The organism is Enterococcus sp. AZ128 (assembly GCF_051714485.1).
Taxonomy (GTDB): Bacteria; Bacillota; Bacilli; order Lactobacillales; family Enterococcaceae; genus Enterococcus_A.
This window is the reverse complement of record NZ_JBIORZ010000001.1, coordinates 1,355,946-1,376,761: the sequence shown is the minus strand read 5'-3', so window position 1 is coordinate 1,376,761 and position 20,816 is coordinate 1,355,946. Positions and strand designations below refer to the sequence as shown.

Below are 20,816 nucleotides of genomic sequence, written 5' to 3'. Positions count from 1 at the left end.
GAAATTTGAGGGCTATGGGTTCAGAAGCATCAAATTTGTGTTACAAAAAGAATACCAATTAACAATCTGTTGTAGACGTATTAATAAACTTATTTATGTTCAAGGACTCTGACTCGAGCCGTTCGCTAAAAATATCGGAGTTAAAAGACTGAATGTTCTAGCACTCAAAAAAACCTAATTAATAAGAAGTTTTCAGTTAAATTCCTTAACTCTGTTTGGTTTGTAGATATTCCTTACATGCCTGCTGCGAATGCACCTTTTACCTCAGTACATATATTGATGCTTATTTAATTCGCGTGATTATCTACCATATTGACCACCATGTGAGAGATGAATTAGTTATTGAAAGTCTAGAAGCTGTTTATGCTAGTTTAAAAAGTGATTTTCCTTAAAAGTATTTTCTTTCTTAAAAGATCGAAGCTATTTCTTCCAAACATAATTCGTTTTATTAACTTTGTTTTATTCACACTGCCTTCCGCAAGTCCATTGCTATAACCATATTTTACTGCATTGAAAACAGCGGTATGATCCCTTTTGATACCGGTCAGAAAAGAATCCATACCATATAATTTTGAGCTTTCTAGGATTTGAAACCATTTAGCGAAGCTAGAAAGATCTAATTCTCTAAAAATTCTTTGTAGCTGGTAAAAAAGTGATAGGAAACTGCCTAATAAAGGATAATCAATTATTAGTTGTACCAATTGCTTTTGATCCAAATAATCTCCTAAATGTGGCTGATAAAGCAAATGAATAATCCTATTCCTTGAAATTACCGTTTTACTTGTTTGAATTGTTTTTAGTTGGTTCACTAAATTTCTAATCGTCGATTCACAACCGGTGAATCCTTGATCCTTAATTGTATTAAAGATTTTTCTGGCCGTATAGCCTTTCTGGAAAAGTTGCTGGATTTCCTTATTAAATGGCTTAGTTTTTTCTCTAGATCTTCCTCTTTTCTGAATCAACGATGTATCATTTAGATTGATTTCAATATATTTTTTAATAGTTTTACGATTAAGATTGAAAATTTTACTCAGTTCTCTCATGCTTATGCCTTTGGCATATTGCTGTTTTACTTGCTTAATTAATTTTTGTTTTTGATTACTACGTTCCATTTGTTGCTTTTCCAATTTTGTCATAAACAGCTTATCTAGTTCTTTGTTGGAGAGTGAAAGGTATTTCTCTATCGTTCGCTTATCCATGCTGAGTTCTTTGGCTATCCTGTTAATTGAATAGTCTCCTGACTTAATTAATTTTTTTGCTTTGACTATTTTTTCTTTCAATGACAAATGAGACTCCATTTTTCTCATACTATTAGATTCAATGACAGTAATGGCATTCGGAAGTACCTGTTTAAGAACTTTTTTGAGATATTCAGAGAAATTCTTTATCAAGTGAAAACGATCGCTTATTTGAGTAGCAGTTGGATGACTTGCTGTAATTGCATTTTTAAACGTACGTGAACCATCTCGACAGACAATTTTTAGGTTAGGGAAAGTTTCTAACCATCTTTTAACATCGTCAAAATCCCTAGATGGTATAAGATCGACGATCTTATGAGATTCTAAATCAACCATGATCGTTCCATAAGTTTGTCGTTTTTTGATCGCGAAGTCATCAATACAAACTTTGGTAATCGTACTCTTACTTATTCGAATTTCTTTTTTTTAATCCATCGACATATTGTACTTTTACTAATATCTATCTTCTCTTTTTTTAACTGTTTAGAGGCATTTTTTGAACTGATTTCTAGGGACAAAGACAGAATCTTATCTTCTAATCGTTTTGTTTTACGTGCATGATTTTTAACAAATGACAATGGAGACGTGAAAGTAGTATAGCTACAATTTTCATTCACACAAAAAAAATTTCTGAATAGTAAGAATAATATTTGTCTCATATATTGAAACTGGAAGGTCTAGAAAGGTTCTTTTGTAAGTAGAGTGGACATGAGAACTCACCATTTTACAGTAAGAGCAAATAAAATGAGTTCTCTCAATCTTTCCGTAAATCATTAGTTTGTTCTTAATAATTGTATGATTGAGATAGATAATTTCTGAATTTAAAGATTGAATGATTTGTTCCATAGTATTCTCCCAGTTTTCATCTAATGTAACACAATTCAACTAAAGTGGGAAAGAACCCTTTTTCAGTTGCGTTTAACAGAAGCAGCTCTTCTTGAGGAAAAGTAAAGCCTTAATTAATTATTCATGTGGACAAAGACTCTCAATATATGAGTCATTGTTTTTTTTGAAATAATTTGACCAAATAGACTTTTACGGAGCCATTCAAGGCAAAGCACGTCCTATACCAACGCTGTAATGGAATCATTTTATAAATCACTCTAACGAGAAGTATCAAACAAATACGGTTTTAAGAAAAATCGTAGGCTGTCATGTAGCGTGTAAACTATTTAGAAAATTACTATGACGTAAAAAGAATACATCTTAGTTTAGACTATAAAACGCTAGACGAATTTCTACTTTCACAAAAATAACTTATTTCTTTGATCATAAAAGTCTTGCCATTCCATTTCTGTGCGATTGATACGCGACACTTTATCAAAAAAAGCTAAAAGGAAATGCCGAAGCATTTCCTTTTAGGAGATTTTACAAAATAACACTATTTGACTTGAAGCCAAATCTTTCTTCTACATTAAATATTTATAATTACTCTTTAAGTCTCACCTGACGAAGAGACGTAGTTCTAATTTAGAGTTAAAAGACGCTTATAGTTCATGTATCTATGCTAATAAGTGTTTAAGCACTAATCTTAGCTTGTTTTTCCATACCGCATATCTGTTAATAAATCTTTTATCAACGTATAAACCGAGTTGATATCTGGCATGTTATCTCGCTTATTTTGGATAATAAACAAATCACGATAGCTAAAATCGGGATCTAAAGGTTGGCAATTCAGCGAATCGGTCAATGCCAATTTCGAAATGATTGATTTTCCTAGACCGTTTTCTAATAATGCTAGAATGACCTCGCTATTGTTAGCTTTAATAATTTGAGGATTTAAATGATTGGTATAGAGATAAGTCTCGTTAATATAGTACATTCCCGAATCATTTTCTCTGAGAATCCAAAAATTTGACTCGATATTTCCTGCAAGTACTAGCTCGTCTCGATAAACAAAATCCTTTTTGATCAGGGGTGAGACGATCGCTTTTTCAATAAGACCGATATGTGCTTTATTTTTTTCAACGGCATCAATCACTTCTTGAGAATTCATGATCCTTATTTCAAAAGCAAGAGCAGGAAAGGCTTCGACTAAATCGCTCATGATTTTAGGTAATAGATAGATGGCTGTTGTATTGGAACAGGCTAACAGGCAGTCTGTCTTAAAATTGCTTGAATCTTTGGCCTGAGCGAAGATACCTGAAAGGGAATTCAGCGACTCAACGACCTTCGGATATAAGAATTCAGCTTGCTTAGTTGGCAAAATAAGCTGCTTTCCGTTTCTCTCGAATAATTTGAAACCTAACTCATTTTCCAGCTTTTTAATTTGGATGGAGATCGTAGGCTGTGTTTTGAATATCTTTTCCGCAGCAAGACTGAAATTTCTAGTTTCATAAACGGCGACGAACGTTTTTAGCAAATCAAACAAGTGGTCACTTTCCTTTCTATTTAAAATATTAATAGTTGGTATTTAAAAACTTTATTTTTCAAATGGAATATCTTTGTTTATTATATGGGTATGATAAATAATTATCAAGTGCTTAAGAGAATTTTTATAGATAGAAAGACTAACTATATAAAGTCAAGTACAAATAAATGTCCTTCTACTGGAATGATTTAACAAATATAAGCATGGCAAATAAACATTAGAAGAATCACTTTTTCGTTTATGAATTTCAGTTCCTTTTCGCCGACCGTCTGTTTAAATTGGATTGATGAAGTGAATAAAATAGTCTTGTTCGTCGAGAAAGTAAAAAAAGTACTAACCAATAATGTCCGGTAGCTTCCATCCCAACAAGATACGCCTCAAAGTAAGCAGAAAAAGATTATAACTGTTTCTATAGAGCGGTAGCACCCTCCAAAGAATTTGAGAAGGAGAAACCCTTAAGGACATTTTTCCCTTCATCATTCATTATCGAAGCGACATGGATTCTTTTACAAATATCAATACCGTGATAGAACATAGAAGCACCTTCTTAAAAGGAATTGGATTTATTACCACTCAACTGAAAATCGTCACTACCTTGTTCTAGAGACGTAGCCATGAAAATACGCAACATCTAGCTCATTTGCAAATAGCTTAATAGAAAGAAGAGTTCAGCCTTTCAAGTCCGAGTCTAAAAACTCTGATTAACCGATTCAATCTCTCAGTCCATTAAGTATGTTTTCTCAAATAAACGAGGAAATACTAATAAAAATATAACAAAGGTTTTTTAGGATTCTCCTTCAACAATCGGAAGATTAAAACCCTAAAATTAGTATACAAGGATGATTTTATGAATGATAAGATCAAAGGCTTTTTAAAAGCGATCCCTATTCCAATTTGCGGATTGATATTAGGAACCGTCTCACTAGGAAATTTATTGTTTTCAGAAGGATTCAGAGGAATAGGAACTTTATTTTGTTTAATCGGCAGTTTTATTATGCTTCTGTTTGTCATGAAGTTGCTCTTCACATTGAAGGAAACATTAGCAGATCTGAGAAATCCGATTATCGCGTCTGTTGCACCAACCTTTACGATGGCCTGGATGGTCATTTGCGTCTTTCTAAATCGTTTGTTTCCAGGTTCATTGATTGTCAGTGTGATTTGGCTGGTGTCCATTATCGTTCACCTTGGGTTAATGCTTTATTTCATTGTCGCTCACATCTTCCCAGTTAAGGTAACACTTGAGTGTATCTACCCTAGTTGGTTCATTACCTTTGTCGGGATTGGTGTTATTCCTAATACCTCTGAAGTATTTGTCAAAGAATTAGGCGAAGCGGTGATTTGGCTGGCATTAGGAACGTATCTCATTTTATTGCCGATAATCATCAAACGCTTAGCACATCCGAAAAAAATGGAAGACGCTGCGATTCCTTTAATCACTATTTTGACAGCGCCAGGTTCGCTGTGTTTAGCTGGATACCTTTCCGTTTTTAAAGATGCTTCGTTGCCAATAGTTCTCAGCTTAATGGTTCTATCCCAACTTATATATTTTGGGATCGTCATTTATTTGAGAAAGATGCTGAAAGTTGATTTTTATCCTAGCTATGCGGCATTTACCTTTCCAATGGTGATATCAGCTACGGCGATCTTTAAAGTCTCTCACTTTTTTGCAGGGTCTCCGACATTATCAAGGATTACTGAACTTTTGAGCATTTTTGAAACAGGTGTGGCGATTTTAGTAGTTAGCTATGTATTGTTCAGATATGTTCTTCACTTGAGTAATCAAGCAAAACTGCTACATTTAAAAGGTGAGAATAATAGTAAAAAGGAGCAGAGATGAATGATCTTAATAACAGGTGGAACGGGTCAATTAGGGACAGAACTTCGCTATTTGCTAGATGAAAAGGGAATCGACTATGTAGCCACGGGTTCTAAGGAACTGGATATTACCAATAAAACAGCGGTTTCTAGCTTTATTAATGAATTAAAGCCGACGGTCATTTATCATTGTGCTGCCTATACCGCAGTTGATCAGGCAGAAACTCGCGGGAAAGCATCCGCTGAAAAAATTAATATTGAAGGGACTCGCAATGTGGCCGAAGCAGCCAAAGCTGTTGGCGCAACTTTGGTCTACATTAGTACGGATTACGTTTTTGACGGCGAGCAGAAAGATAAGCTGTATCAAGTGGATGATGAAACCAACCCATTAAATGAATATGGTCGAACAAAGCTTGCGGGAGAAAAATTGGTTCAGGAAATCTTGGATGACTATTATATCATTCGAACTTCATGGGTATTTGGTCAGTATGGGAAGAACTTTGTCTCTACCGTTCAAAACTTAGCCGAGACCCAGAAACGGATAACCGTTGTAAATGATCAATTTGGCCGTCCCACATGGACCCGAACGTTAGCGGAATTCATGCTGTTTATTATTGAAAATCAATCGCCCTTTGGTGTCTATCATCTGTCGAATGAGAATAGCTGTTCTTGGTATGAGTTTGCAAAAGAACTGCTGAAAGAAACAGATATAGAGATATTACCGATAGCGTCAAAAGACTATCAGCGGGAAGCGAAATGCCCGCAATACGCGATTATGGATTTAAGTAAAACCAAAGCGCTTGGTTTTGAACTGCCAACTTGGCAGGAAACCGTCGAAAACCTTAAATAAATTCTATATTTTTAATATAAAGGTTCTCAAGCTGAACTTAGTGCAATGATAAAAATAAATACCAAATTGTCAATCTAAAATTTAACATAATGCAATAATCATTAGTATAGTTTTTCATAATAAAAATTAGTATGAAAATGAAAAAATCAGGATATCACTATTTGATTGACAAAATGATTATTTAAATATAAAAGCTTGATGTTAATGAGAAGTTCATAACAAATAAATACGAATAGTGAAAAAAGCCTGATAAAAGATTAATAATATTTTATTATAATGAAATTAAGGAGAAAAAAATGATTTATGATGTTGGTGATAGTATTACTGTGAAAAATATTGATGGTGAAATAATAAAAGGCCGAATAACAAAAATATATATTAATACTATATTAGTTATAAGTAAAACGGTTCCACATCTTGTCAGTAAAAAAGAGATATACAAACAAGGCAACTCAATAAAATCGACTACTGAACCAATTATTAATTGTACAGAATTTAATATTTCAAAATTTTAATTACTTTAAAAGTTAGATTATATTTTTTTTGACTTGATATGTAGTATTAAAATAGATATGAAATTTTCATATCCATTTTGACGATGTCAGTTAACAAGGTTCAGTTTACTTTTAATTATTAAATTAGCTTTAATCACGTGCTGAGGTAAAAATAATTTATGAATAAATATCATATAAAAAGGTTGGTTAAATAGATGTTTGAAAAAAACGTAATGAGAAATGCTTTGGAAAATGCTTTTGATGTTCCAATTGAAGTTACTTATTGGGATAATGAAACCGAAAAATATGGTAATAATGATTCACGAGCTCGTATAAAAATCAATGAAAAGCTTCCACTTGATGGTTTAGTAAATACGCCAACGTTAACACTTGCTGAAGCTTATATGTACGGAAAAATTGAAATTGATGGTAGTATTCAAGAGCTAGTAACTTCTGCATATAAAAAAAGAGGAAGTTTCATTACTGATCAATCTAAATTTGGAAAGTTAATTCTTTCATACTTAGGGAACCATTCAAAAAAAAATTCCCTAGAGGACATACACGCTCATTATGATATCGGAAATGAATTCTATCAGATGTGGCTTGATAGCACTATGACTTATTCATGTGCATATTTTGAATCTGAAAATATGAATTTAGAAGAAGCTCAAATAGCAAAAGTGCATCACATTTTGAAAAAATTAGACACTAAGCCTGGAAAACGATTACTGGATATTGGTTGTGGATGGGGTAATGTGATATTTACCGCTGCACAAAAATATGGGCTTTACACAGTCGGTATTACATTATCGGAAGAACAATACTTATATATTAATAAAAAGATAGAGATTTTAGGACTTCAAAATAAAGTTAAAGTATTTATGCTTGATTATCGCGATTTAGGCGAAAAAGACTTTGATTATATTATTTCTGTAGGGATGTTTGAACATGTTGGAAAAGATAATTTAGGATTGTATTTTTCAAAAATCTATGATTATTTAAAAACAAACGGAAGAGCACTTATTCATGGAATTACAGGACAACATCAGGGAGCCGGTGTTGATCCATTTATCGTTAAATATATATTTCCAGGAGGATACATTCCAAATATTTCTGAAAATATTAATCACATCATGAATGCGAAATTACAATTAGATGATTTAGAGCCTCTTCGCCGCCACTATCAGAAAACTCTTGAGATTTGGAATACAAATTATCAATCAGTTTTTAATAAAGTAGAAAAAAAAATGGGCCTTCCTTTTGCTAGAATGTGGAGCCTTTACCTTCAATCCTGCGCAGCAAGTTTTGAGTCTGGAAATATTGATATTGTTCAATATTTACTAATAAAAGGGAGTTCAGGGGAGGGATTACCCATGACTAGAAAATATATTTATGATTAATAATGTCAATGGCCATTTGAAAATGGGTCTTTCCCCGATTTGTTGATTCCGTTCATTTTTCAGATAGTAGAACTTTTATTTTTAGTTTTTGAAAGTGACAACGGCCAAACATCATTCGTTTTATTTTCTTTAGCTTATTTATCTTACCCTCGGCTAGGCTGTTTGACAGTTCTGAAAAAATCAATGCGTCTTGGATGGCATCCTTATCACGCTCCAATCCATTTAAAAACGAATTGAGATGTCTACTGTACAATGCTGATCCACTGATCTAACGCATCGAGACTATTACCGGATAAGATTTTACGAAATGTCGCTACCAGTTGAAGTATGCCTAAGACTTTTGATTCTGATTTCAACACATAGCGAGTCGTCTCATCTAATCCATTAAGCGAGAGATCTTTCATGAACAATAATTTGATGATTGGTCTTCGAAACATTTTTTTAGTAATTGTTGTAAGATTTCAGCGCTTGCCTGTAGGATTTTTGAAAAGTCGAAAAGGCTCTAGAGTAGCCTTCAGTAACTAGAGCTTCATACACATCATATAATCTTTCATGCTTTAGTAACAGCGGCTGTAGGCGTATCACATAATAATCGATTTTACTATTGGAAGATTTCTGTTGATGATCGTCTAATACATCAATTTGTGGATAGCAATATCGTTTAACTGTTCGAGGATCTACTGGAAAAAGCGAGCAATTTCAACATATTTCCAACCTTCGGTTCGCTTTTCTCGTACGACCGAACGAAGTAGCTGTTTTTGATTTTGAGCAAAGGTTAATTGCTTGGAAGTACTTTTCTTTATTTCTTCACCTAATTCAATTTTTCTGGGGATTAAGGTTCGAAGTGCTTTCACTGCGTGATCCGTTAGAGCTTTCAACACATGAAACCGATCCGCAATTTGTATAATATCAGAAGATACTTCAGAAATCACACTTCGAAAAGTGTGAGAACCATCTCGAATAATAAATGTTAGGTCTGGAAAATTTTGGAGCCATTCTTGAACATCTGAGAGTTTTCTTGAAGGAATCAGATCTATCACTTTTCTAGACTACGCATCAATCAGAATAGAACCGTAAGATTGTCATTTTCGCAAAACAAAGTCATCTAAGCAAGCAACAGAAACCGACGAATCAATGTGGGAAGTACTTTTTTTAAAAAGTCTAGTAATCGCACTTTTACTGGTTTGGATACCCATGTTTCGTAAACTATCAGTTGCTTGAAGAAGACTCATATGGGTCGCAATATCAAAAATCAGGTCTTCTAAACGAATTGTTTTTGTTGAACCAGTAGATGTGAATTCACTGGTTTGTGTAAAGTAACTCATCGAACAATCCCTATTTTTACACTTAAATCTTCTAGCTTTAACAAGCACAAAAACAGACTTTCCACTTATAGGTAAGTCTTGAATGTTTTTGGTATAAAACGAATGAACGGTGAATGATTCGATCTGGCATTTAGGGTACAAATAGCTACTAGAGCTCAATTTATCGCCCTTCTTTTTCCTTATGGGATGTGCATTGAAAATTTGGAAGTGAAAACTCCATGAAAGATTTCTCCTATCTAACATATTCTATTTACTAGTATATCAAGCTTTTAAACGAAAAGGGGAAAGACCCTTGAAAATGTAGTTTTATGCCGTTAGATGATGTTGGCTATAGGCTTTTATCATTTTCTTTATCCAAATGATAGTACTTAAAACGATACGAGCTGCCTGTAATTTAAAAAACTTTTGAATGATGGATTAACCGATCCGAGATTGCAGCGAAAACTGTAGTGTGTCAAAAATTTTAGCCCACATTGAAAAAGGACTATTGTTAATAATAATTGTAGAGGCTTGTTTATATTTACGGGACATTAAATGATAAATCAATTTGCTTGTTTTTTATCAATTGGAGTGAAACCAATTTTATCTATGATTAATAATGGAATATTGGTAAATATTTTCAGTGTTCGAGCTAAAGCCCCTTTTTGACTCGCAGAATTAATTTATCAATGAGATTGCTAAAAAGAATGAACTTGGTTTTTACGCCTTGTACACACACGTCTAGCCCGATTGCCGTTGCCAAATGAGTTTTACCTACACCGCTAATTCCTAAAAAACAGATATTTGTATAGCTTTCTAAAAAATGAAAACTTTGAAGCTGTAAGACCTCCTGTTTATTGATACTTGGTTGAAAATCAAAGTCAGATCCTTCGAGAGTTTTGATTGTAGGAAAATGCGCAAGTTTAGCTTCCGTCCAGTTATTTAATGAGTCTGGATAAGTTCTCCCTGTAAGTATATCTCAATATAGATTTCATTTGGATCTTTCTCAATCTCCATTTCAGAACCAATATATTTAGTGGGGATAGAGTACTTGTTTTTTTTGAAATTGACTATTGATTCATTTGTGACAATGCGGATCATATCGTTCTCAAAATAAGGAGATAGTAAATCTTTATTAACAGGTAGCAACGTCGACTTTTCTTCGAGATTCCACAAAACAATCGTTTGTTGATAGGTGGCTTGAGAAATTTCTTCGTAGTTAAAGTCATAACAGAGTAGTGTATTTACTAAACTAATTAAGTCGACAGTATCATAAAACTCATAATCATATGGTTTTATCCGTTCAACAGTTTACCGATTCTTTCATTTTAGTCCAGTAGGCGCGACATGTGAGAGCTTTAAATTCGGCATCTTTACTAAACTCTTAAAAATGATAGTTATCCCACACTTGTGTATTATTATTACATATTTTTTCACAAATTTATTAAATTATATTTCAATAATTTTTTACTGCTATTTTTATAATGATAGGTCTAAATAAGATGTTTCTATTGTTTGATTTGAACAATAAAAACATACTGAAATAAGTTGTTCACATTGAAAGTCGAATCAGTAGTTGCCCCAATCCAATAGTATAAACTATGATCAAACAGGTAATGTAATCAAGAGAGAACATTGATGACCATCTTAATTCCGGTGTATGATTTAATGACGGTTTTATCAATTAGACTAATAAGCCAAAATAAGGAATAGAGTAAGCTATTTAGTTCTCACTTTCGTGTGTTTAGAGAATTTTTCGTAAGTAGCTTATTTTAGAAAATAAGTAATATTGCGAAATGAAATTTAAAGTTTGCAATTAGAAGCTTTATGATATCTCAAAATGTGTTTATCTAGAAATTTTTATAGGGGATAGCTAGAGATTCTTTGCCGGTCGGAAGTAATCATTAAAGTTCTTGCTATATAAATATTTCTATTTTTTTAAACTCACACAAAATTATGGATGCTCTTTTCTTTACGGTAGTAAAAAGTAATAAAAATTTTCGTAGTGAATATTTGTGAAGCGTATAGACAATTTTGTCTATACGTTTTTTTAATTTCTTCGAAAAATCGAGCTCTCTAAATTGTATTAGTAGTGGAAAGGGGAAAGTAATGTGTTACAGAATCTTTGTTTGATTTTAAAGGAGGAAAGATTATGGACCATTTGTTTGATTCCCGCATTATTCAAATTTTTGATAGTTTTTGTAAAACTGTTATTCGTAATGAAGCAAGAAATATCAAAAAGCAATACGCACGACTAAGAAAACGTCAAATTTCCTTAACTGAGATACCCAAATCGGTAATATCATCTTTTCAAGTAACTGATACTTCTGTAGAGAATAGTGAAATTTTTGTCGCTTTTGGGATGGAATTGTTAGTTTCAAACCTTGTTTTAGCAGAAGCTATTAACCAACTCAGCGAAGCTAGACGAAAAATTATTTTACTGTACTATTTTGCCGGTTTTAATGACCGTGAAATAGCAGATGTAATTGGGATGAGTATCGGTGCTATATGGTATCAACGCAAAAAGGCTGAAGAGGAACTGAAGGAGCTAATGGAGGAGCAATACTATGAATAAGTACTCATCCGGTTTTTCATTGTCAATAGAAACTATTACCGCAGCATCTTCAGGAGAGCCGTGTGCAATGACAGAAGTTTTACATCATTATCAAGGTTATATTGTAAGCCTCTCGTTGCGAAACAAGTATGTAGATGGTACAGTTTCGACCGTTTATATAGATGAGTTTATACGTAGAAGTTTAGAAAGTAAGTTGATTGAAAAAGTCATGATGTTCGATATTAATCGTTAGTAAAATGCCTTCCTCTTTCCATTTTTCGTTCTATGTAAGTTTTATAAACAGATTCAAATAAGGTTTTCATAGGCTGAAAAACAGCTTGCTGTTCTTTGAAAATTCAATAGAAAATCTATCAGTACGTAAGTTTTCAGATTTTGAATCAGACTACGCCATGAAAAACTCTGTTTGGAGCGTTTAAATAGTTAGATGCGAGTCAGAAAATTAGATAATGATACTTCCGTAACCAAATTGGCCCGCCATAACTGGGGGGAGGTGAGATTCCTATGTGCTTTTGCGAAGCAGCTGATCGATGAAGCAAATCCATCAAGTTTTTTAGCTGATGTGACTGGAGCGTAAGACAATTCAAGAGGAAGGCGGTATAATGAAGACAGCTACTCGAAAAGACATAATTGAATTAGGTTTTTCTCAATACTATGCTGACAAAATCTTCAAGGAGTGTAAGAGACTTCTAGTGAAAGAGGGCTACTCATTTTATCAAAATTCAAAGATAAAACGGATCCCAATTTCTGTATTAGAAGAGGTCTTGCATATTTCTTGGGAGGAATAGTGCAATGAGAAGAGTTGCAAATGTGTACAAAGACGAGAAGAGAGGAACGTGGTATTTTTCATTGACTTTGGGTTATGATCGTTTCGGAAAGAGAATCCAACCCACTAGAAGAGGATTTAAATCGCAAAAAGAAGCAAAAGATGCGATGGAGGAATTAAAAAAGAACTACTCTGATTCTCAAGAAATTTATTTACAAGGGATTACTTTTCGTGAGTTTTATAAGAAGTATTTTTTTCCATGGTATAAACTTGGGACGATTGAGAAAACTTACGTAAAAACCGATAAGACTTTAAAACGTGCTTTAGCCTATTTTGGAAAAATGCAAATGGAAAAAATTAGACCGATTCATATTCAAGAGTTTCAACAATTTCTTGTTCAAGAATGTTCTGTCACGAATAAAGAAGGAAAAATACGTCCGCTTTCGAACAATTATATTAAACAGATCTTTAATAAGTTACGGATTATTTTTAAACGTGCGGTAGTTTTGGAAGTCATTGATGAGAATCCGGTAGACACCATTGGGAAAATTAGAACCCAACGATCGGTTGTGGCATTTTGGACTGTTGATGAATTTAAGAAAGTATACAATTGTTCTTATCGCTGTGATTTCCAAGAAGCCTTTTATAAACGAATGATGCGTTTTTTATTCGTGACAGGACTTAGAAGTGAAGAACTTTTTGCACTACAATGGCCAGATATCGATTTTCGTAAAGGAACTTGTAGTGTGAGTAAGTCACTATATATTCGAACAAGAACAGATTATGATTTCTCAGATACTAAAAATACTTCAAGTATCCGAACGATTACTCTAGACAAGCAAACGATAGAAGACTTAAGGGAATGGAAAGAATCTCAAAAAACGATTGGGGATGACTTGGGTTTTATTTTTACCTTTGATGGTTTACCGCCATCTCCAAAGACATTTTTAGGTCGAGTAAAAAAATTAGCTGAAGTAGCTGGTGTCAAACCAATTCACTTACATGGTTTACGCCATTCTCATGTGGCATTTTTGATTGAGCATAATAACAATATCTATGCTGTTTCAAAGCGCTTGGGGCATTCTTCTGTTAAGACAACTTTAGATAAGTATGGGCATCTTTATCCCGATACCAATCAAACTTTAGCAGATGAGTTTACTAAATTTAAAGTGTAATTTTTTTGCGATTTACTGCTGTCAAATTACTGTCACGAGCCGTTTTTAGTCGATTTTCGAATTTTCGATGTTGATATACCGGGCTTTAGCGGCTAGTTGTCGGAATCGAAAATGGATGAGGATGAACCTAAGAAGAAATAGTTTTTTGTAGTTTGAAAGTCTATAGAATCAATCCATTTACTTCGTTAAATTTATAGGAATAATGATTTAAGACTGATTAAACTATTGTGACAATTTATTTTTAGCATAATATACGATTGAGGCATCTTGGTGAAAGGTGTCTTTTTCGTGACTAAAAATAGAGATTGAAAGGTTATTTTTGAAGGTGGGAATCGACTAAAGTCGCTTAGGAGAAATACTAACTTTATTCAATTGGAATTGGCAGAGAAGCACAATTGAAGATATGCATACTTTGCTAAATCTGTTTGAAAAAAACTATATAAAAATTTTACTTCGCATAAATCCTTGCAGTTCTATAAAAAAGTACGAGTCGGCTCTGAGGATAGTAGCATGAATCCGCTATCTTAATAGTTTATATATTATTTTAGCTATTCTAATAATCATCAGTATACACAGGAGTATTGTTTATCTTGAGAAGGGGATGTTTTTTGCTTGAATACTCTTTCAAATGTTTTCGTTAGTGATAGAAGGAGGTTTGATTCTTTTCCTAAAATCTATATTTAAATTATTAGGGCTAATTTATCATTTTATTGGTAAGCGGTTATACTATTGTAAACGACTGGTTATTGGATTTGAATAGTCATAAGTACTAGTTTTAAGTAGTCATGTAAAAAGTTGAGTTTTTCAAAATCGACTCTATAAAAATTGAAGAAAAACGTGTTCGGGTCTTCCTTATTAGTTACTGAAATCATCAATGAACGCCTAATAATATAAACCAATTTGGTTGAATTTCACTATAAATTAACATACAAAAATTTCGCATGAAAGGTGGGAAACAAATGGGAAAGACGTTAGCTATGTTAAAGGATTTTTTTTATAAAAATGATGATTTGCGTCTATTTGCAATGAACGGATCTAAAGTAAATACGAATATACCTAGTGATAAGTTTCAGGATTACGATGTTGTTTTTTTTACGAATAATATCAAAAAGTATAGCTTAGATAAAACTTTTCTAAATCAGTTTGGAGAAATCCTTCTACTTTCCGAACCTGAGTTAAGTTGTATTTATGAGCCTAGTTTTCCGAGTAAGGATGGTTATATCTTTTTAGTGCAGTATAAGAATGGGGTACGTATTGATATGCAGTTTCGAACGATTAATCAGATTCACACCTATTTAAAAGAAGACACACTTACAAAAATTATTTCTGATAAAGATTATTTACTTCAAGAAGAGATCATTCCAAGCGATCAACAGTACCATATAAACAAACCAACGGGGACTACCATAAATAGTTCTATCAATGAATTTTGGTGGCAATATATCAATACATTAAAGGCAAACATTCGAGAAGATTTTCTGTTAGCTCAGTTTTATCTGAATATCACGCGTAACGAATTATTAAGAATTACTGCTTGGGAGGTTGGAAGTCACCATGGATTTAATCGAAGCTATGGAAAGTTTAATACTCAAATTTTAAATTATTTACCTGAAAAAAATTCGCGACTACTTTGGCAAACATATCGCACTGATTCAAAGGATTCAATTTTTAACGTATTAAAAATTATGGCGCTACTTGAAATAGAAATATCGGATAGACTGGAAGATATGTTTTGTTTGGATGAAAAACTCTTACGCGATTATGAAAATGTAGCATTTGAATATTTATTAAGTAAAAGCGAACCTGTATTGGCAAAAACATTTCAGCACTTGAGAGGGCCTCTATAAAAATGTTAATTGCATTATGTAACTAATAATGACCAAGTTACTCAATGTTTTTAAATATCGCTATTGAAATTATGAAGATTCAGTGGAGGATTTACGAAGGAGAACTTCTATAGAGAATTACTGATTTTATAACAGTGAAGTAGGATGGATCATACGAAAGAATAATTTGAATACGAGGCACTTTCTTCTAAAAATTTGGAGATTAGGTACGACTCATCACACAGTAAAATCGAGTTAACTTACAAACCAATAAGTTAACTCGATTTTAACGATGTTCATTATTGATTATACGGATGGCCAAAACCAATGAGGAATGAGCTGCACAGAATCGTTCTTTTTTGATGAATTTAGTGATATTCCAAAGTGAGTTTCTCTATATATTTTTGCTGAATTAATTCAGTTAATTCATGCCAACATTCCTCGTTTCCAATTGAGTCTAAATAGAAAATTTCTTTGTTAGTAGCGGATTTTTCGAAGGAATCTGTGATGATAATGTCTGCCGCTGAATAGTCATCAGTGATATAGATATTATGCTCATTATACAATGAAGATAGCCGATTTTTAATGAAGTAATCAGCTGAAAAATCCTTAATGATTTGTAGATAGATTTTTAGTTCTGGTTCTTTTTCTGAAATGGATAAAGTATACAGCAGCCTACTAAGTAGTTCAATTTGATCACTTTTATCAATTGTCTTTGAAACTATTCGTTTGATTGAGTTGAAATACTCATTGTTATCAGGTAGATAAATATCAAGTTGTGGCATATATAGCTCTAAGAAAACGGGATAGTTCCCTTCTGTTAAAAAGAACCAGGTATTAAAAATAGTTATATAATAAATGTATTGATAGATAGATTCTTTGCTTTTATTATCAGTTAGCAGAAAAGATACCTGGTAGAATATCTCTTTTGCTAACTGACAATAAGGATGATTAGACTGTAAAAAGAGCTGACCCAGCTCTTTTTTTTGTTCTCTAGAGAAGATATAAGGAATAAAAATTCTTGATAAAAAGTTAAAATAGAGAATTTCGCTTCTTCTAGTTTCCAAATTAAGAGAACTAAAAGAATCTTCATAAAAAATTAACGCAACATCGTAGTGTTGACAGATTAGTCTAAAAAAAACCATTAAATTTTTTGAAGCAGGCATTCTTAAGAAACTTTGATTGCTGATTCTAGTTTGTAATACTGCATACAAGATGTATAATGCACGTTTTTTAGTCTTAGACCTTTTGTACGAGCTTTCGAGAATTTCATTGGGAATTTTTTCCTTAATTTCTTGAATACTTATCTCACAAAAAGGCCACTCTAATTCTTGAAAAGAATCTTGTAAGAAAATATAGGAAAAGATACGAATAGACAACTCATTCCCTTTAAGGCTATATACGCCACGAGTATTTACAATGCAAATATTATAGGATTTAAAAAATACATTCAGCTGTTGGGTTAGCTTTACTAAATAGTGTTCAGAGATGTACAGCAACTTAATTAAGTCTTCTTTATCAATTTTAGAATGAGTAACAAGTTGAACACAGTAATTAAACTGAGCATTGGTTTTTAACAGATCAAGTTTTAATCCGTAGGCATATTCTACAGCACAATGTCGATACTTAGAATTAACACAAATAACGCCACTACTACTTGAAATAATGAAATCATTCATCGAACGGAAATCAGCAAATGCTCGATTTATTTTTATTAGGTTTTCTTTCACTGTACGTTTTGAAACACTCAATGTTGTTGAAATTTCATTCAATGATGTGTGAGTTCTCTTGACAATATAGAACAACATGCTAAGTTCTTTTTTTAGATAATTAGGAAACATTTCTGATACCTCCACCAAGTCTGATCGGATCTTATTATAAGACGAAATTATTAAGATCTAGCATAGATATAATAGCACAAGGAAAAATGAAAAATATCGTCACAATTAACGTATATGGCTGTACGTTAATTGTGAATAGAAAGTACTTTGCTAAATTGGTAAGCTAATAGTAAGAAAAATTATCAAGTAACACAATTTATTGGTTGGTAATTCATCTAAATAACTAAGAGAAAGAAAGACCTTAAAAAAATAGGTGAAGAAGTATTTTGTTAGGCTCTGAAAAAAATCATCGGTTTTTATTAAGAATTTTTCAATAGGGTTACTAATTCATAAGTAAATGAAAGAAGAAACTGTTAAGCATGTTGATGTATTGTAAGAAAATAAGCCTTCGTTCTAGTTTTGATCAATTTTTTATGCTTATATTTTGAAAGTTTAATTAGGATTTCTATTTGATAGACTGTAAAGGTTCAAGGTGAGGGATAAATGACAAAGGAAACACACAATATGATTTCTATGATAATGGAACGAAAGAAGACTATTCCACTTTTAAAACTTTGTTTTTTTTTACTAATCATTTTTTATTCTGTTAGCTTCGATTGTCAGAGCAGCTATGCAGATTCATTGCATCAAGCAGGTGGGTTAGCAATTGACTTAAGAACAGATTTACCTTACGGAATAGAGATGACGCACGATGGTGGAAATGGTCCGGATCAAACCTACGGGGGAAAGTTGCATGTAAAGTTATATGGAACTATAGATACGTCCAATACAGTTTCTATTACCGTAGGGACATTTAATACATCCGGTATGCAATATGCACTGATGTTCCATATACCAGAAAATATCAGTGCAGATAATTTTAAAGCGGCCTATGACAAAGCTTATAGAGATAAACCTGACAACTTCTACTCAATAAGTGGTCAACAGGATACGCGAATAGGAATCACTTCTACCAAAGGTATGAGAACTTTTTCAGGGAGCACAGAAGATGGTTCTCCAGGTTGGGGAGATTCAGTTCAGGATTACAGCGGTGTTGATACCGATCATCAGGTAATGTTTTGTCAACGTGGAGACTCAGTTGATCTATCAGCCGGGCAAGTTTATGATATTTGGAAAAATGAGCCTGATAGCAAAGCAATTAAGTTTGAATTACATTTTGACTTAGATGTTGCAACCTTAATGAAAGATGGCGATCCTAACGATTATACAAAAAATAAAGAATTAACAAAACAAAGGTTACCCGTATCGAACGTTTTAGAAGATGGGACTGACAGAGATCAATTTGCTTTGTCAGCTGATTTTTTTGGGAGAACCTATCAGAAAAATAACATAATTACACCGGATACAACAAATACGGTCAACTATATTTGGACAGCTAGTGCAGACATGTGGTTAAGGTCGTCAAGCTTATTAGAAGCTGCTAATAAAGCTTCTGATAACAAAAAACATCAAATTATTACTGGAATTCAGGGATCAGTTCCAACTTGGTCCTCTTATATTTCACCTTGGGATAGTGGCGATAAGAATAGTCCGTTATCAAATTATAATACTCAAGATGCAACAGAATATCCTGAGACGCCTGGAACAAAAAAGATGTTGCCAGGAGAATTATTAGAACCCAGTTTTTCAATTAATCAAAGGCAGGATAATCCAACAGATTGGACCGATGATTACGTGCGGCAAAGATTTACACGAGTAATAAACTTCCATACACATCAAGTGGAAAATAGTGATGCTGTCTCAGTTTCTTCAAAAACAAGCAATTTGATCACTACTTATTCATTTAAGGGCAAAGATTCACAAGGGAATACCTTAGTTATGCCACCTGTGGGTGATACAACCGATCCAACAGACAGTACATTAATGCGGGTCAATAAGGATGATTATCAGATTCCTAGTATTGAGAAAGTAGCTTTCGCATCTGGTAATACTACTTTTCATGTCGGACAAGAAATTCCGGTTGTTTTAACAGTGAAATCACCCACAACCAGAAAAATACAAATTGAAGAAAAAACTTCTAGTGATAAACAAGCGAACTTCCAGAAAATTGGAGAACAAGATTTGAGAGGTCTGACGGTCAGCGATGATTGTGTTAGTTTTGAATGTTTAGCTGAAGCCATGCCAAAAACCGGGGAATTTAAACTAACATTCAGAATAACTGATCTTGATGACAAAGATAAACGTTATTCTAATGAAAAGGAGATAATGGTTAATATAGACAAAGCAAGCCTCCGTGTCAAACCTCAGGATACTATCTATCAATACAGCCAATGGAATCCTGAACAAGAAGTTACTACTTTACTTGATCCTGATGGAAAAGAAGGGGATTTTAACGAAGTAACGGTATCCATAAATAAAATTGATGGGGATAAAAAAGTCCCTGTTGATCAGGTGGATACTCAAAAAGTTGGGAAATATGAAATTAATTATGAATACTTAGGATTAAAAGCTAAGACTGATTTGGAGGTTATACAATCTTATGCAACTATTGGTGCGCATTCCGGCGGTTTTTCGGTCGGAACAAAATTTAATCCGGAAAAATTATTCGACGATGCACATGATAACGCGAATAAAACAATACCTTATTCAGATATCGATGTTAGCTATAGTCCTAAAGAGGTAAACGACCAAGTACCTGGTGTTTATACAATCACATATGATATTTCTAAGATTGTAGGTTTTGAAAAGAAAGTGTCAGTAACTTGGACCTATTTTTATAGTAATCAACTCGATTTTTATGATCTTTCTCAAAATCTGATGAAATTTGATTCTGTGCGCTTAAATGGTAAAGAGCAGCAACAAACGTTATCTGATTGTCAGATGACAGTAAAAGATACACAAGATCCGCAAAAAGAAAAAGGATGGAAACTGCAAGTAAAATATGATTCTAACGATCCAGACACAAAAGTATGGAACGATGAGGGACTAGATTTAATGTTGAATCCGACCTCAGTTAATTATGTAACGACTGAAAAAGATGTACTGATTAATGGTGACCTACAATTGGTAGCTGAGGTAGATACCAATGGAATTAAAAATAAAAAGATCTTAACGGAGTTGCAATTGTTTCCGACATTAACCGTTCCTAAGGGGGCTTCAGCCAATGAGAATAAATCGAATATTGTATGGAAACTTGCAGCAACACCATAGGGGAAGTGGTGTCT

The 20,816-nt window shown here is 33.2% G+C and carries 19 protein-coding genes and 1 pseudogene; 11 read left to right on the top strand and 9 right to left on the bottom strand.

The window, feature by feature from the left end; translation table 11 throughout:
- Nucleotides 1–371 precede the first annotated feature (371 nt).
- Both IGI38_RS06735 and IGI38_RS06730 read right to left on the bottom strand, forming a co-directional pair.
- A complete protein-coding gene (locus IGI38_RS06735; protein ID WP_438730342.1) occupies nt 372–1,634 on the bottom strand; it encodes an ISL3 family transposase in 1,263 nt (420 codons plus the stop codon).
- 1,135 nt (nt 1,635–2,769) lie between these two features.
- Nucleotides 2,770–3,609, bottom strand: coding sequence for a LysR family transcriptional regulator (locus IGI38_RS06730; RefSeq protein WP_438728132.1), 840 nt, complete (start codon nt 3,607–3,609; stop codon nt 2,770–2,772).
- Between the two features lie 847 nt (nt 3,610–4,456).
- Here IGI38_RS06730 and IGI38_RS06725 point away from each other — a divergent pair.
- The 4 genes from IGI38_RS06725 (at nt 4,457) to IGI38_RS06710 (ending at nt 8,168) form a co-directional block, all read left to right on the top strand.
- Nucleotides 4,457–5,446 carry a TDT family transporter gene (locus IGI38_RS06725; protein ID WP_438728130.1) on the top strand — a complete coding sequence of 330 codons (990 nt, stop codon included), beginning with the start codon at nt 4,457–4,459 and terminating at the stop codon, nt 5,444–5,446.
- The gene (gene rfbD / locus IGI38_RS06720) at nt 5,447–6,274 is read left to right on the top strand and encodes a dTDP-4-dehydrorhamnose reductase (RefSeq protein ID WP_438728128.1); all 828 of its coding nucleotides are present in this window, start codon (nt 5,447–5,449) and stop codon (nt 6,272–6,274) included.
- Between the two features lie 296 nt (nt 6,275–6,570).
- Nucleotides 6,571–6,789, top strand: a complete 219-nt coding sequence (locus IGI38_RS06715) for a hypothetical protein (RefSeq protein ID WP_438728126.1) — start codon at nt 6,571–6,573, stop codon at nt 6,787–6,789.
- A 194-nt stretch (nt 6,790–6,983) separates the two neighbouring features.
- The gene (locus tag IGI38_RS06710; RefSeq protein WP_438728124.1) at nt 6,984–8,168 is read left to right on the top strand and encodes a class I SAM-dependent methyltransferase; all 1,185 of its coding nucleotides are present in this window, start codon (nt 6,984–6,986) and stop codon (nt 8,166–8,168) included.
- A gap of 242 nt (nt 8,169–8,410) precedes the next feature.
- On the opposite strand, the gene IGI38_RS06705 is transcribed toward IGI38_RS06710, so the two are convergent.
- The 6 genes and pseudogenes from IGI38_RS06705 to IGI38_RS06680 form a co-directional block, all read right to left on the bottom strand.
- Nucleotides 8,411–8,605 (bottom strand): hypothetical protein, encoded by a 195-nt coding sequence (locus IGI38_RS06705; protein ID WP_438728122.1) that lies wholly within the window; start codon nt 8,603–8,605, stop codon nt 8,411–8,413.
- A gap of 240 nt (nt 8,606–8,845) precedes the next feature.
- The gene (locus tag IGI38_RS06700) at nt 8,846–9,208 is read right to left on the bottom strand and encodes a transposase (protein WP_438728120.1); all 363 of its coding nucleotides are present in this window, start codon (nt 9,206–9,208) and stop codon (nt 8,846–8,848) included.
- Nucleotides 9,209–9,250: 42 nt separating this feature from the next.
- Nucleotides 9,251–9,493 carry a hypothetical protein gene (locus tag IGI38_RS06695; protein WP_438730417.1) on the bottom strand — a complete coding sequence of 81 codons (243 nt, stop codon included), beginning with the start codon at nt 9,491–9,493 and terminating at the stop codon, nt 9,251–9,253.
- Nucleotides 9,494–9,517: 24 nt separating this feature from the next.
- Nucleotides 9,518–9,736, bottom strand: a pseudogene (locus IGI38_RS06690) (transposase family protein); the annotation flags it as partial.
- Nucleotides 9,737–10,124: 388 nt separating this feature from the next.
- A complete protein-coding gene (locus tag IGI38_RS06685) occupies nt 10,125–10,448 on the bottom strand; it encodes an ATP-binding protein (protein WP_438730339.1) in 324 nt (107 codons plus the stop codon).
- On the bottom strand, nt 10,415–10,573 hold the full coding sequence (locus IGI38_RS06680) for a Mu transposase domain-containing protein (RefSeq protein ID WP_438730336.1): 159 nt from the start codon (nt 10,571–10,573) through the stop codon (nt 10,415–10,417). Before IGI38_RS06680 ends, IGI38_RS06685 begins: the two co-directional genes overlap by 34 nt.
- Nucleotides 10,574–11,624: 1,051 nt before the next feature.
- Here IGI38_RS06680 and IGI38_RS06675 point away from each other — a divergent pair.
- The 6 genes from IGI38_RS06675 (at nt 11,625) to IGI38_RS06650 (ending at nt 15,832) form a co-directional block, all read left to right on the top strand.
- A complete protein-coding gene (locus tag IGI38_RS06675; RefSeq protein WP_438728118.1) occupies nt 11,625–12,047 on the top strand; it encodes an RNA polymerase sigma factor in 423 nt (140 codons plus the stop codon).
- Nucleotides 12,040–12,279 carry a helix-turn-helix domain-containing protein gene (locus tag IGI38_RS06670; protein WP_438728116.1) on the top strand — a complete coding sequence of 80 codons (240 nt, stop codon included), beginning with the start codon at nt 12,040–12,042 and terminating at the stop codon, nt 12,277–12,279. Before IGI38_RS06675 ends, IGI38_RS06670 begins: the two co-directional genes overlap by 8 nt.
- 192 nt (nt 12,280–12,471) lie before the next feature.
- Nucleotides 12,472–12,621, top strand: a complete 150-nt coding sequence (locus IGI38_RS06665; protein ID WP_438728114.1) for a hypothetical protein — start codon at nt 12,472–12,474, stop codon at nt 12,619–12,621.
- 25 nt (nt 12,622–12,646) lie between these two features.
- On the top strand, nt 12,647–12,832 hold the full coding sequence (locus IGI38_RS06660; RefSeq protein WP_438728112.1) for a DUF3173 domain-containing protein: 186 nt from the start codon (nt 12,647–12,649) through the stop codon (nt 12,830–12,832).
- A 4-nt stretch (nt 12,833–12,836) separates the two neighbouring features.
- Nucleotides 12,837–13,985, top strand: a complete 1,149-nt coding sequence (locus tag IGI38_RS06655) for a tyrosine-type recombinase/integrase (protein ID WP_438728110.1) — start codon at nt 12,837–12,839, stop codon at nt 13,983–13,985.
- Between the two features lie 959 nt (nt 13,986–14,944).
- Nucleotides 14,945–15,832, top strand: coding sequence for an aminoglycoside 6-adenylyltransferase (locus IGI38_RS06650; RefSeq protein WP_438728107.1), 888 nt, complete (start codon nt 14,945–14,947; stop codon nt 15,830–15,832).
- Nucleotides 15,833–16,179: 347 nt separating this feature from the next.
- Here IGI38_RS06650 and IGI38_RS06645 read toward each other — a convergent pair whose 3' ends face one another.
- Nucleotides 16,180–17,652 (bottom strand): helix-turn-helix domain-containing protein, encoded by a 1,473-nt coding sequence (locus IGI38_RS06645; RefSeq protein ID WP_438728105.1) that lies wholly within the window; start codon nt 17,650–17,652, stop codon nt 16,180–16,182.
- A 483-nt stretch (nt 17,653–18,135) separates the two neighbouring features.
- On the opposite strand from IGI38_RS06645, the gene IGI38_RS06640 reads away from it, so the two are divergent.
- The gene (locus IGI38_RS06640; RefSeq protein WP_438728103.1) at nt 18,136–20,802 is read left to right on the top strand and encodes a bacterial Ig-like domain-containing protein; all 2,667 of its coding nucleotides are present in this window, start codon (nt 18,136–18,138) and stop codon (nt 20,800–20,802) included.
- Nucleotides 20,803–20,816 lie beyond the last annotated feature (14 nt).